General features: G+C 72.5%; 14 protein-coding genes. 1 reads left to right on the forward strand and 13 read right to left on the reverse strand.

Going from position 1 to position 12,629, the window contains the following annotated elements:
* Positions 1-141: 141 nt before the first annotated feature.
* From der to ACH4K4_RS16740, 6 genes are all read right to left on the reverse strand, one after another.
* The gene (gene der / locus ACH4K4_RS16715; RefSeq protein ID WP_398167934.1) at positions 142-1,602 is read right to left on the reverse strand and encodes a ribosome biogenesis GTPase Der; all 1,461 of its coding nucleotides are present in this window, start codon (positions 1,600-1,602) and stop codon (positions 142-144) included.
* A gap of 65 nt (positions 1,603-1,667) precedes the next feature.
* Positions 1,668-2,255 (reverse strand): lysophospholipid acyltransferase family protein, encoded by a 588-nt coding sequence (locus ACH4K4_RS16720; RefSeq protein WP_360136663.1) that lies wholly within the window; start codon positions 2,253-2,255, stop codon positions 1,668-1,670.
* Between the two features lie 89 nt (positions 2,256-2,344).
* Positions 2,345-3,058, reverse strand: coding sequence for a (d)CMP kinase (gene cmk, locus ACH4K4_RS16725; protein WP_398167935.1), 714 nt, complete (start codon positions 3,056-3,058; stop codon positions 2,345-2,347).
* A gap of 151 nt (positions 3,059-3,209) precedes the next feature.
* Positions 3,210-4,295, reverse strand: a complete 1,086-nt coding sequence (locus tag ACH4K4_RS16730) for a prephenate dehydrogenase (protein ID WP_398167936.1) — start codon at positions 4,293-4,295, stop codon at positions 3,210-3,212.
* Positions 4,292-4,654 carry a chorismate mutase gene (gene aroH / locus ACH4K4_RS16735; RefSeq protein ID WP_398167938.1) on the reverse strand — a complete coding sequence of 121 codons (363 nt, stop codon included), beginning with the start codon at positions 4,652-4,654 and terminating at the stop codon, positions 4,292-4,294. The genes ACH4K4_RS16730 and aroH overlap by 4 nt, the downstream gene beginning before the upstream one ends.
* Positions 4,655-4,807: 153 nt before the next feature.
* On the reverse strand, positions 4,808-5,275 hold the full coding sequence (locus ACH4K4_RS16740; RefSeq protein ID WP_398167939.1) for a YidB family protein: 468 nt from the start codon (positions 5,273-5,275) through the stop codon (positions 4,808-4,810).
* Between the two features lie 141 nt (positions 5,276-5,416).
* On the opposite strand from ACH4K4_RS16740, the gene ACH4K4_RS16745 reads away from it, so the two are divergent.
* On the forward strand, positions 5,417-6,145 hold the full coding sequence (locus ACH4K4_RS16745; RefSeq protein ID WP_398167941.1) for a DNA polymerase beta superfamily protein: 729 nt from the start codon (positions 5,417-5,419) through the stop codon (positions 6,143-6,145).
* On the opposite strand, the gene ACH4K4_RS16750 is transcribed toward ACH4K4_RS16745, so the two are convergent.
* From ACH4K4_RS16750 to ACH4K4_RS16780, 7 genes are all read right to left on the reverse strand, one after another.
* The gene (locus ACH4K4_RS16750) at positions 6,098-6,883 is read right to left on the reverse strand and encodes a DNA polymerase beta superfamily protein (protein ID WP_398167942.1); all 786 of its coding nucleotides are present in this window, start codon (positions 6,881-6,883) and stop codon (positions 6,098-6,100) included. The genes ACH4K4_RS16745 and ACH4K4_RS16750 overlap by 48 nt on opposite strands.
* Positions 6,876-7,883 (reverse strand): ADP-ribosylglycohydrolase family protein, encoded by a 1,008-nt coding sequence (locus ACH4K4_RS16755; RefSeq protein ID WP_398167944.1) that lies wholly within the window; start codon positions 7,881-7,883, stop codon positions 6,876-6,878. Before ACH4K4_RS16755 ends, ACH4K4_RS16750 begins: the two co-directional genes overlap by 8 nt.
* Positions 7,884-7,969: 86 nt before the next feature.
* Positions 7,970-9,064, reverse strand: a complete 1,095-nt coding sequence (locus ACH4K4_RS16760; protein WP_398167945.1) for a pseudouridine synthase — start codon at positions 9,062-9,064, stop codon at positions 7,970-7,972.
* Positions 9,064-9,726, reverse strand: coding sequence for an SMC-Scp complex subunit ScpB (scpB, locus tag ACH4K4_RS16765; protein ID WP_398167947.1), 663 nt, complete (start codon positions 9,724-9,726; stop codon positions 9,064-9,066). Before scpB ends, ACH4K4_RS16760 begins: the two co-directional genes overlap by 1 nt.
* Positions 9,723-10,631 (reverse strand): segregation and condensation protein A, encoded by a 909-nt coding sequence (locus ACH4K4_RS16770; protein ID WP_398168039.1) that lies wholly within the window; start codon positions 10,629-10,631, stop codon positions 9,723-9,725. The genes scpB and ACH4K4_RS16770 overlap by 4 nt, the downstream gene beginning before the upstream one ends.
* Positions 10,632-10,754: 123 nt before the next feature.
* Entirely contained in the window at positions 10,755-11,315 is a 561-nt protein-coding gene (locus ACH4K4_RS16775; RefSeq protein WP_398167949.1) for a hypothetical protein, read from the reverse strand.
* Positions 11,312-12,328 carry a ParA family protein gene (locus tag ACH4K4_RS16780; protein ID WP_030671551.1) on the reverse strand — a complete coding sequence of 339 codons (1,017 nt, stop codon included), beginning with the start codon at positions 12,326-12,328 and terminating at the stop codon, positions 11,312-11,314. The genes ACH4K4_RS16775 and ACH4K4_RS16780 overlap by 4 nt, the downstream gene beginning before the upstream one ends.
* Between the last annotated feature and the right edge of the window lie 301 nt (positions 12,329-12,629).

Raw genomic sequence — 12,629 nt, forward strand, 5'->3', positions numbered from 1 at the left:
CGCCCCCCCCGGGGCCCGGGCCCCCCGGGCGCCCCCCCGGCCCCCCCGGTGGCCCCCCCCCCCCGACCCCCCCCGCCGCGGGGGGGGGGGGGCGCCCCCCGGGGGCCCCCCCCCCGCCGCCGTTCGCCGCCGAAGTCGCGGCTACTTCTTCTTGCTGCGCTTCTCCCGCACCCGTACGGAGATGTGGATCGGCGTGCCCTCGAAGCCGAACTCCTCGCGCAGCCGGCGCTCGACGAAGCGGCGGTAGCCCGCCTCCAGGAAACCGGAGGCGAAGAGCACGAAGCGCGGCGGCTTGGTGCCCGCCTGCGTGCCGAAGAGGATGCGCGGCTGCTTGCCGCCCCTGATCGGGTGCGGGTGGGAGGCGACGATCTCACCGAGGAAGGCGTTCAGCCGGCCGGTGGGCACGCGGGTCTCCCAGCCCTCCAGCGCGGTCTCGATCGCCGGGACGAGCTTGTCCATGTGGCGGCCGGTGCGCGCCGAGACGTTGACCCGCATCGCCCACGGGATCTGCACGAGGTCCCGCTCGATCTCGCGCTCCAGGTAGAAGCGGCGCTCCTCGTCCAGCTGGTCCCACTTGTTGTACGCGATGACCAGCGCGCGGCCCGCTTCCACGGCCATCGTGATGATCCGCTGGTCCTGGACGCTGATGGACTCGCTCGCGTCGATCAGGACGACCGCGACCTCGGCCTTCTCCACGGCCGCCGCGGTGCGCAGCGAGGCGTAGTAGTCGGCGCCCTCCTGGAGGTGGACCCGCTTGCGGATGCCCGCGGTGTCCACGAACTTCCAGGTCTTGCCGCCCAGCTCGATCAGCTCGTCGACCGGGTCGCGGGTGGTGCCGGCCATCTCGTTGACGACCACCCGCTCCTCGCCCGCGACCTTGTTGAGCAGCGAGGACTTGCCCACGTTCGGGCGGCCGATCAGCGCGATCCGGCGCGGCCCGCCGAGCGGGGTGCCGAAGGTCTGCGCGGGCGCCTCGGGCAGCGCGTCGAGGGCGGCGTCCAGCATGTCGCCCGTACCGCGGCCGTGCAGCGCGGAGACCGGGTGCGGCTCGCCGAGGCCCAGCGACCACAGCATGGCCGCGTCGGCCTCGCCGGAGGGGCCGTCCACCTTGTTGGCGACCAGCACGACCGGCTTGCCGGCCCGGCGCAGCAGCTTGACGACGGCCTCGTCGGTGTCGGTGGCGCCGACCTTGGCGTCCACCACGAAGACCACCGCGTCGGCGGCCTCGATCGCGAACTCGGCCTGCATCGCCACGGACGCGTCGATGCCCAGCACGTCCTGCTCCCAGCCGCCGGTGTCGACGACCTTGAAGCGGCGGCCGTTCCAGTCGGCCTCGTAGGTGACCCGGTCGCGGGTGACGCCCGGCTTGTCCTCGACGACCGCCTCACGGCGGCCGATCATGCGGTTCACCAGGGTCGACTTGCCGACATTGGGGCGGCCGACGACGGCGAGGACGGGCAGCGGGCCGTGACCGGCCGCGGCGATGTCGCCCTCGACCTCTTCCAGGTCGAAGCCCTCCTGCGCGGCGAGCTCCATGAACTCCGTGTACTCGGCGTCACCAAGCGCACCGTGCTCGTCGCCGGTGGGGGTCTGGTCGTTCATGAAGTCCGTTCCTCGTTCTCCGTCATCGGTGGCCGCTCGTCCGCGGTCCACCACTCAAGTCTCGTTCAGCGCCCGGTCAGGCGCCTGGCCTGGGCAAGGTGAGCGGTCAGCCGCTCCTGTACGCGCAGCGTCGCCGCGTCCAGCGCCGTACGCGTGCGCCGCCCGCTGCCGTCGCCCGCCGCGAAGGCGTCGCCGAAGACGACGTCGACACGGCTGCGCAGCGGCGGCAGCGCCTTGACCGCCCGGCCCCGGCGCTCCGCGCTGCCCAGCACGGCCACCGGCACCACGGGCGCCCCCGAGCGCACCGCGAAGTACGCCAGCCCGGCGCGCAGCGACGCGAAGTCGCCCTCGCCCCGGGTGCCCTCCGGGAAGATTCCCAGCACGCCGCCGCGGTCCAGCACCGCCAGCGCGTCGGTGACCGCCTTGCGGTCGGTGCCCGAGCGGTCCACCTTCAGCTGGCCGATGCCGCGCAGGAACGGGTCCAGCGGGCCGACGAACGCTTCCTTCTTGATCAGGAAGTGCACCGGCCGCGGCGCCGTGCCCATCAGCATCGGGCCGTCCAGGCCGTGCGCGTGGTTCACCGCGAGGATCACGGGCCCGGTGGGCGGCACCCGCCAGGCGCCCAGCACCCGCGGCTTGAACAGCCCGTACATCAGGCCGATGCCGATCCGCCGGCCGACCGCCGCGCCGCCCGCGCTGGGCAGCCGGCCGCCGTCCGCGTCCGCCACGTTGCCGTTTTGCGTCACCGCGCCACCTTCGCGGCCATCGCCGCCTCGGTCAGCGTGACGACGCACTCGACGACCTGCTCCAGCGTGAGTTCCGTGGTGTCCACCTCGACCGCGTCGTCCGCCTTGGCCAGCGGCGAGGCCTTGCGGGAGGAGTCGGCCGCGTCCCGCTTGACCAGGGCCTCCCGGGTGGCCGCCAGGTCGGCGGCCTCCTTGCCGGTCAGCTCGCCGCTGCGGCGGGCCGCGCGGGCCTCCGGCGAGGCGGTCAGGAAGATTTTCAGGTCGGCGTCGGGCAGCACGGTGCTGCCGATGTCCCGGCCCTCGACGACGATGCCCTCCGGGGCCCCGGCGGCGATCTCCCGCTGGAGTTCGGTGATCCGGGCGCGTACCTCGGGGACGGCGCTGACGGCGCTGACCGCGGCGGTGACCTCCTGGGTGCGGATCGGGCCCGCGGCGTCCAGGCCGTCGACGGTGATCGTCGGCGCGGCGGGATCGGTGCCGGAGACGATCACCGGCTTGGCCGAGGCGTCCGCCACGGCGACCGCGTCGTTCACGTCGACGCCGTTGCTCAGCATCCACCACGTGATCGCGCGGTACTGGGCACCGGTGTCCAGGTAGCCCAGCCCCAGCTTGGCGGCGACGGCCTTGGACGTGCTGGACTTGCCCGTGCCTGCGGGGCCGTCGATGGCGACAATCACTGCAGCCGGGGCGGTCCGGGCGGCGGTTTCCACGGTGTCGAGCACCTTCCTTGAGCACGGGGCGGGACGGGGGCCACTGCACACGGCCCCGCACAAGGTTACTGGCAAGCAGCGGCGCCCCGTGCAGCCCCGTACGCCCCCGCGCCGGGGCCGGGGCCGGGCCGGCCCCGCGGGCACGGGGGCCCTACTGCCGTATCGACCAGCCCCGCTCGCGCAGCTCGGCCGCGAGCACGGACGCGGCCTGCGGCTCGACCATGAGCTGGATGAAGCCCGCCTGCTGCCCGGTGGCGTGCTCGATCCGTACGTCCTCGATGTTGACCGCGGCCCGGCCCGCGTCCGCGAAGATCCGCGCCAGCTCGCCCGGCTGGTCACCGATGTGCACCGAGACGATCTCGTAAGCGGCCGGCGCCGCGCCGTGCTTGCCCGGCACCCGCTCGCGGCCCGCGTTGCCGCGCCGCAGCACGTCCTCGACGCCGCGGGCGCCCGCGGCGCGCTTGTCCTCGTCGGCGGCCTCCAGCGCGCGCAGCGCCCGTACCGTCTCCGCCAGGTCGGCCGAGACGTCGGCGAGCACGTCGGCGACCGGCCCCGGGTTGGCGGAGAGGATGTCCATCCACATCCGGGGCGCGGAAGCCGCGATGCGCGTGACGTCCCTGATGCCCTGCCCGCACAGCCGCACCGCGGTCTCGTCCGCGTCCTGGAGGCGGGCCGCGACCAGGCTGGAGACCAGCTGGGGCGTGTGCGAGACCAGGGCGACGGCCCGGTCGTGCGCGTCCGGGTCCATGACGACCGGCACCGCGCGGCACAGCGCGACCAGCTCCAGCGCGAGGTTGAGCACCTCGGTGTCGCCGTCCGGGGCCGGGGTCAGGACCCAGGGCCGCCCCTCGAAGAGGTCGGCGGTCGCGGCGAGCGGCCCGGAGCGCTCCTTGCCCGCCATCGGGTGCGTGCCGAGGTACGCCGTCAGGTCGCAGCCCAGCGCCTCCAGCTCGCGGCGCGGGCCGCCCTTGACGCTGGCGACGTCGAGGTAGGCGCGGGCCGCGCCGCGCCGTATCGCCGCGGCCAGCGTCGGCGCGACGTGGGCGGGCGGCACGGCCACCACGGCGAGGTCGACCGGGCCCGGCGGCTCCTCGGCCGTGCCCGCGCCGATCGCGGCGGCGGTCTCGGCCTGCGCCGGGTCGTGGTCGGCCAGGTACACCTGGACGCCGCGGGCGTGCAGCGCGAGGGCGACGGAGGTGCCGATCAGGCCGGTGCCGATGACGAGCGCGGTCCTCACTGGGCGATGTCCTTCCGCAGGGCGCCGGCGGCACCGAGGTAGACGTGCGCGATCTCGGCCTTGGTGCGGTCGGTCTCGACGTGCGCCAGGACGCGTACGACGCGCGGCATGGCGCCGGCGATGTCCAGTTCCTGCGCGCAGATCAGCGGGACGTCGGTGATGCCGAGCTGCCGGGCGGCCACCGCGGGGAAGTCGCTGTGCAGGTCCGGGGTGGCGGTGAACCACATGCTGATCAGGTCGTCCGGGACCAGCCCGTTGCGCTCCAGGACGGCGGTCAGCAGCGCGGACACCTGCTCGTGCAGGTGCCCGGCCTCGTCCCGCTCCAGTTGCACGGCCCCACGCACCGCTCGTACCGCCACGTCACCGCTCCCCTGAGTTTCGCGAACATCGCCCGGCACGCGTTCCCGCGCCCGCCGCCGACTCTTTCCCGCAAGCCTAGCCAGCCGACGGCCCTGTCCACGACGCCGGCCGGTCCGCGGGACGCGGACCGGCCGGGTACGGGACGCGCGCGCCTACCGCCGCCGCACGGCTCCGCCGCCCCGGGAGACGAGGCGCTGCAACGAGGGGTCCTGCGGTATCTCGCCGTCGGGCGTCAGCCGGTCCACGGCCTGCGGCAGGGTATGCGCGAGCTGCTTTGCCGCTTCCTGGGCGCTGACCCCGTTCTCCTCGGCGATCTTCTGCAGGGTGTCGCCCGGCAGTGCCTTCGCCACCTGCTCGGGGGTGACCGGCTCGTTGGCGCCCCGCCCCACCCAGGAGTGGGCCTGCCGCCCCAGCTCCCCCTGGAGGAGCTTGCCGAGCACGATCTGTATGCCGCCGCCGTGGCCGCCCCCGTACCCGGGACCGCCGGGCACACCGTGGCCTCCGGGTCCTGTCCCGCCCAGTGCCCCCATCAGCGATCCGATGAGGTTTCCTGCCGCCCGGGGCCGGCCGCCGCCGGGCAGCCCGCCCATCAGTCTCCCGAGGTCTGGTGATCCCGTCATGGCCGTGCCTTTCCGCGAATTCCTGGCGATTTCGATGAGGCTCACGCGACGAGTGACTTCATTCAAACGTACCGACGACGGGCGTTTCCGCCACCCGAAACCGGCTGGCGCACACGTCTCCCACCAGCCACAATCCCCCTCATGCCGTCCCACGCCGCAGGCCACGCCCTCGTCACCGACCACACCGTCTACGCCTGCGTGATGGGGTCGCGCGCCTTCGGGCTCGCCACCGATGGGAGCGACACGGACCGGCGCGGCGTCTACCTCGCGCCCACCCCGCTCTTCTGGCACTTCGAGAAGCCGCCGACGCACGTGGACGGGCCGCGCGAGGAGGAGTTCTCCTGGGAGCTGGAACGCTTCTGCGAGCTGGCCCTGCTCGCCAACCCGAACATCCTGGAGTGCCTGCACTCCCCGCTCGTCGAGCGCGTCGACGACACCGGCCGCGAACTCCTCGCCCTGCGCGGCGCGTTCCTCTCCCGCCGGATACACCGCACCTTCGCCGGCTACGCGGCAGGCCAGCTCAAAAAGCTGGAGGCGGACGTACGGCAGCACGGCGCGCCCCGCTGGAAGCACGCCATGCACCTGCTGCGACTGCTGCGTACCGCACGTGACACGCTGCGCACCGGCGTGCTCACGCTGGACGTCGGCGACGCCCGCGCCGAGCTGCTCGCCGTCAAACGCGGCGAGGTCTCCTGGGACCGGGTCGAACGCCGGATGGCCGCCCTGTCCGAGCAGGCCGCGGCGGCGGAATCCGCCTCCCCGCTGCCGCCGGAGCCCGACCACCGCCGCGTCGCCGACTTCCTGTACCGCACCCGCCGCGCGTCAGCGCTCCGCTGCGCCGAGCCGCGCCCGTACGACGAGGTCGTGTAGCGCGTCGTGGCCGCCGGGGGCGTCCGGCAGCGCGGAGGCGGCCTGCGCCGCGTCCAGTCGGCCGTGCAGCTCCGCCACGTCGGCCCGCAGCCGCTCCGCGTCCACCAGCTCGCCGGCGGCCCCGTGCTCCGCCTCCGCCTTGGCCGCGACCAGCTCGGGTACGTACGAGGGCGCCGCCACCAGCCCGGCCAGCGTGGGCAGATGCGCCTGTACCTCGCCACTGCCCATCAGGTGAATGCCGGTCAGCAGCACCCGCAACGTGTAGAGCAGCGGCTTCAGCTCGCCGGTCTTCTCGAAGAGGCGCCACTGCGTGTTCGCGAAGCCCCGGTAGTGGTGGGCGTGATGGCTGGTGAGGACGGCGGGCGCCAGCGCCGCCAACTCCTCGTGCACCGCGCTCGTCCGCACCACCAGCGGTGAGAGCAGCTGCTCCAGCACGTAGCCGTTGCGCCGCAGCATCAGCCGCGCGAACTTGCGCAGGTCGTGTGTGACGAGATCGACCTCGACGCCGTCCCGGTCCGCCATCCAGGACCGCGTCTCGTCCGGCTCCCGCAGTCCGACCAGCGCGGCAGCCGGCAGCAGATGCGCGCCGCGCAGGTCCACGTCCGAGTCGCGGGAGGGGAAGCCGTACAGGTGCGCGCCGGTAACCGTCGCGAAGACCAGCGGGTCTCCTTCCCCCGCCGTCACCACACCCAGATCGATCTCCGGCAGCCCGGCCGCCTCCAAGACAGCGTTACGCATCCCACGCCTCCCCCAGCGCCAGCAGCTCGTCGCGGTACTCGACACGGGCCGCCCACTCCCCGGGCCACGCCCCGGCGCCCAGGTGGGCGCCGGCGAAGGCACCGGCGAGGCAGGCGATCGAGTCGGAGTCGCCGGAGGAGCAGGCGGCCCGGCGCAGCGCGGTCAGCGGCTCCTCGGGGAAGAGCAGGAAGCACAGCAGGCCGGTGGCGAGCGCCTCCTCGGCGATCCAGCCGGCGCCGGTGGCCAGGCACGGGTCGGCCTCCGGGGCGGGCGCGCGCAGCGCGGCGTCCAGCCGGTCCAGGGCGCCGAGACACTCGTCCCAGCCACGCGCAATGAAGTGCTCCGGCGACGAGTCCCGGGCATACCGCCACAGGTCCCCCAGCCAATCAGTCCTGTACACCGCACGACTGCCCACCGCATACGAGCGCAGCAGCCCGCTCAGCTCCTCCGGCCGGGCGCCCTGCGCGAGCACGTGCACGGCGTACGCCGTCAGATCACTGGCGGCGAGCGCGGTCGGGTGCCCGTGCGTCAGCGCGGACTGGAGCTGCGCGGCCCCGGAACGCCGCTCCGGGCTCAGCCCCGGCACCAGCCCGACGGGCGCCACCCGCATGTTCGCGCCGCACCCCTTCGCATCGACCTGACTGGCCTCCGCCCACGGCCGCGCGGGGTCACTGAGCCGCTGACAGGCCCTGAGGCAGGTACCGCCCGGCGCCCGGTTGTTGTCCGGGGAGCGCCACCAGTCCACGTACTCCTGCCGTACGGGCGGCAGCAGCCTCGCGGCGTCTAGGGCGCCACCGCCCGCCACGGCCGTACGCAGGCCGCGCCCGAGGGCGATCGTCATCTGCGTGTCGTCGGTGACGTACGCGGGGTCGGGCAGGGCCAGCTCCCGCCACGGGCCGCACGTGGCCAGGATCGCGGGCACATCGTCGAACTCGGTCGGAAACCCGAGCGCGTCACCGAGCGCCAGCCCGATGAGCGATCCGGTCGCGGCGGACGCCATGAAAAGAACCACCCCTTAATCGTCACAGTGACGATAAGGGGTGGTCCCACCGCCTGACAAGGCACGCGGTGCCCTGCACCCGATGCCTACAGCTCGACCTCGCGCATCAGCATGCCGACCTCGGTGTTGGTCATCCGCCGCAGCCAGCCGGACTTCTGGTCGCCCAGCGCGATCGGCCCGAAGGCCGTCCGCACCAGCTTGTCGACCGGGAAGCCCGCCTCGGCCAGCATCCGGCGCACGATGTGCTTGCGGCCCTCGTGCAGGGTCACCTCGACCAGGTAGTTCTTGCCGGTGTTCTCCACCACCCGGAAGTGGTCGGCACGCGCGTAGCCGTCCTCCAGCTGGATGCCGTCCTTGAGCTGCTTGCCCAGGTCACGCGGGAGCGGGCCCTGGATGGCGGCCAGGTAGGTCTTCTTCACGCCGTACCGCGGGTGGGTCAGCCGGTGGGCCAGCTCGCCGTGGTTGGTGAGCAGGATGATGCCCTCGGTCTCCGTGTCCAGCCGCCCCACGTGGAACAGCCGCGTCTCGCGGTTGGTCACGTAGTCGCCCAGGCACTGCCGCCCGTCCGGGTCCTCCATCGTCGAGACGACACCGGCCGGCTTGTTCAGCGCGAAGAACAGGTACGACTGCGTGGCGACCGTCAGGCCGTCCACCTTGACCTCGTCCTTGTCCGGGTCGACCCGTACGCCCTGCTCGGTGACGATCCGCCCGTTGACCTCGACGCGAGCCTGGTCGATCAGCTCCTCACAGGCGCGGCGCGAGCCCATGCCGGCCCGGGCCAGCACCTTCTGGAGCCGCTCACCCTCCTGGTCGCCGAACGTCTTCGGCGTCTTGATCTGCGGCTTGTTGTGGCGGGCGCGGTTGCGCTCCTCCACCTGCGCGTCGTACTCACGCGGCCGCGCCGGAGCCTGCCCACGACCGCGCGGCTGCCCCTTGCCCCCGGGCTTGCCGCCGCTCTTCGGGCTCGTACGAGGACCGCCCTTGGCGCCGCCGCGGGCAGCCGCGCCACGGCCCTTGCGCTCGTCCGGAGCACCGCCCCGGCCGCCGCCCTCGCCCACGTCGTAGCGGCGCTCCTCGGGACGGGGCCGGCCGGCGCGCTGCTGCTTCTCGTCCTTCTTGTTGCCCGCACCCCGGTAGTTGCCCCTACCGGCGTCCCTGTTGTTCCTGCCGCTGCTTCGCATCAATGATCCGTCTGAGAGTCGTCGCCGCTGTCGTCTACGTCGAACGACGGAACACCTTCCCGGGAATCGCCCTCGACCGCCTCCGCCTCCGGGAGGAAGGGAGCGAGCTCCGGAAGCTCGTCCAGGCCACGCAGGCCCATCCGCTCCAGAAAGTAGTTCGTCGTCCTGTACAGGATCGCACCTGTTTCAGGTTCCGTCCCCGTCTCCTCCACCAGACCACGCTGAAGAAGGGTGCGCATCACACCGTCACAGTTCACCCCGCGCACGGCCGAGACTCTGGAACGGCTGACCGGCTGACGGTACGCGACCACGGCCAGAGTCTCCAACGCGGCCTGCGTCAGCCGGGCCTGCTGGCCGTCCAGCACGAAGCTCTCCACCGCGTCCGCGTACGCCGGCCGCGTGTAGAAACGCCACCCCCCGGCCACCAGCCGCAGGTCGAAGCCGCGCCCCTGCCGGGTGTAGTCCTCCGACAGCTCCCGCAACGCGAGCGCCACCTCGCGGCGGGGCCGCTCCAGCACCTTCGCCAGGTGCTCCTCGGTCGCGGGCTCGTCCACGACCATGAGCACCGCCTCCAGCGCGGGCTTCAGCTCCAGCTCGGCGACCTCGAGCGAGCCCGCGGCCGGCCCGGCATCCCCCACAGACACCTCCTCCACGCCCCTCACGCCCTCTCTCCCTCTTCCACACCCGCACCGTCCCGGTCGAACTCGTCCGTGACCACCGGCTCGGCCTCCGCGCCGCCCGTCCACCGCACCGTCAGCGCCCCCAGGGCCTGATCCTGGTCCAGCTCCACCACACGCTCCCGGTACAGCTCCAGCAGCGCCAGGAAGCGCGCGACGACGGTCAGCGTGTCCGGCGCGTCCTCCGTAAGCTCGGCGAAACCGGCCTCCCCCGCCGCCCGCAGCCGCGCCACCAGCACCTCGGCCTGTTCCCTGACGCTCACCAGCGGCGCATGAATGTGATCGACGTACACCTGCGGCCTGGCCTTGGGCTGCATCGCCTTCACCGCGAGCCGCGCGAACCCCTCGGCCCCGACACTGATCACGACCTCCGGCAGCAGCTCCGCATGCTGCGGCTCCAGCCCGACCGTGCGGGGGTACCGGCGCCCCTCGTCCCCCAGACGCTCGCTGAAGATGTCCGCGATGCGCTTGTACGCCCTGTACTGAAGCAGTCGCGCGAACAACAGGTCCCGCGCCTCCAGCAGCGCGAGATCCGCCTCGTCCTCCACCTCCGCGGCAGGCAGCAGCCGCGCCGCCTTGAGATCGAGCAGCGTGGCCGCGACCACCAGGAACTCGGTCGTCTGGTCCAGGTCCCAGTCCGCCCCCATCGCCCGGATGTACGCCATGAACTCGTCCGTCACCTTGGACAAGGCGACCTCGGTGACGTCCATCTTGTGCTTGGAGATCAACTGAAGCAGCAGGTCAAACGGGCCTTCGAAGTTCTCCAGCCGCACAGTGAACCGCCCGTCACCGGCCTCGGGAGACGGGGCGTGATCTTCGGTCGTCGGCATCGCGGTCCATGGGAGGGAGAACGTTCGAGACGAGCGTATCCCCGTCCGGGTCGTGTACACGGCCACGCGCCCGGGACCCTCTGGTCGCTGCGCTGCTGGTGTCTTTTCTTCCCCCTCCACCAAACCAGTGCAGCCCCGCGCGAAGCGCGACGCGCAAAACCCCGCGCGACAGCGCGAACCGCGTTACCGCCCCCGCAACCTCCGCACAAGGATGCTCGCATCCCCCCGCGACTCCAGATCCGCCAAAACCACCGCCACCGCTTCGCGCACAATGCGGCCGCGGTCGACCGCGAGGCCGTGTTCGCCGCGGAGGACCAGGCGCGCGTGCTCCAGGTCCATCAGCTCTTCCGCGGAGACGTAGACGGTGATCTTCTCGTCGTGCCGCTCGCGCCCGCTGGGGCGCCGGTTCGCGCCGCGGCCGCGCCGCCGGGCCGGCTGGGGGGCCGCCGGGGCATCCCCCGCCGAGGCGCCCTTCGGGGGCTCCGCGTCAGGCCCTCCGGCGCCGCCGCGTTCGCGTTCGGCCGAATCCGGACCGTCCGTGCGACCGCCCGTGCGGCCATCCGCACCCTCGCGGACAGTCTCCGGCTCCGGCTCGCCGCCGGGCGCGGGTACACGCGGCGGCTCCCCGTTCAAGGGGGAGCCGCCGTTGGCCGCGGCAGAGCCGTTGGTCTTGCGGGGTGCCGGGGACTGCAGCCCCGACCCCCCGGTCGTGCGGAACAACTCGTCGGCTCCGGGCAGACTCACTCGGCGTGACACCGGGCGAGCACCTCCCTGGCCAGCTGACGGTAGGCGGCGGCGCCGACGGAGTTGGAGGCGTACGTGGTGATGGGCTCGCCCGCGACGGTCGTCTCGGGGAAGCGCACGGTACGGCCGATGACGGTGTGGTAGACGTGGTCGTCAAACGCTTCCACGACGCGCGCGAGGACCTCGCGGCTGTGCACGGTCCGCGAGTCGTACATGGTCGCCAGGATGCCGTCGAGCTCCAGGTCGGGGTTGAGCCGCTCCTGCACCTTCTCGATCGTCTCGGTGAGCAGCGCCACACCGCGCAGCGCGAAGAACTCGCATTCCAGCGGGACGATCACCTTGTGAGCCGCCGTCAGGGCGTTGACGGTGAGCAGGCCGAGCGAGGGCTGGCAGTCGATGACGATGTAGTCGTAGTCGGCCATCAGCGGCTTCAGGGCGCGCTGGAGCGTCGATTCGCGCGCGACCTCGCTGACCAACTGCACCTCGGCGGCTGACAAATCGATATTGCTGGGGAGCAGGTCCATGTTGGGGACCGCGGTCTTCAGCAGCACCTCGTCGGCCGACATGCCCCGCTCCATGAGCAGGTTGTAGACCGTCAGGTCCAGTTCCATCGGGTTGACGCCGAGGCCGACCGACAGGGCGCCCTGCGGGTCGAAGTCGACGAGCAGCACCCGGCGGCCGTATTCGGCGAGCGCGGCACCCAGGTTGATGGTCGAGGTGGTCTTTCCCACCCCGCCTTTCTGGTTGCACATCGCGATGATTTTTGCGGGGCCGTGGTCCGTCAACGGTCCTGGAATCGGGAAGTAGGGAAGGGGACGCCCGGTGGGGCCGACGCGTTCGCGGCGCTGGCGGGCGGCGTCCGGCGCGAGTGTCGCGGCGTATTCGGGGTCCGGTTCGTACTCCGCGTCCGGATCGTAGAAGTGCCCCTCGGGCAGGTCGTCGTAGTCGGCGAGCCGGGTGGGTTCTGAGCCGCCCCGGTCGCCGGCCATGGCGTTCACGTGATGGCCGTCCATGCTCTGGTGGGCTGTCGTCGTCGTGCTCTGTTGGGTCGCGAAGGTGTGGACAGCGACGGAGCCGACAGCCTGGAGCCCCGAGGGACCCTGGCCCCGTGCAACCGCTCCTGGTCGACCACCTCCGGGAGTAAATGTCGACTCATTCACAAGTCGTCTTACCTCCTTGGATGTGACCAGGAAACTTATCGATAGGTCAGCGTGGCACTATGCCGACGGTTGGCGACTCTATGGCGTGTCGGGCGTTCGCAGCAACACAATCCGCCGGACCCGGCCCGATGTGTCGGCAATCGAACATGCCAAT

Origin of the sequence: Streptomyces sp. NPDC017529 (assembly GCF_044329785.1) — a bacterium.
In the GTDB taxonomy this organism is placed as follows: Bacteria; Actinomycetota; Actinomycetes; order Streptomycetales; family Streptomycetaceae; genus Streptomyces.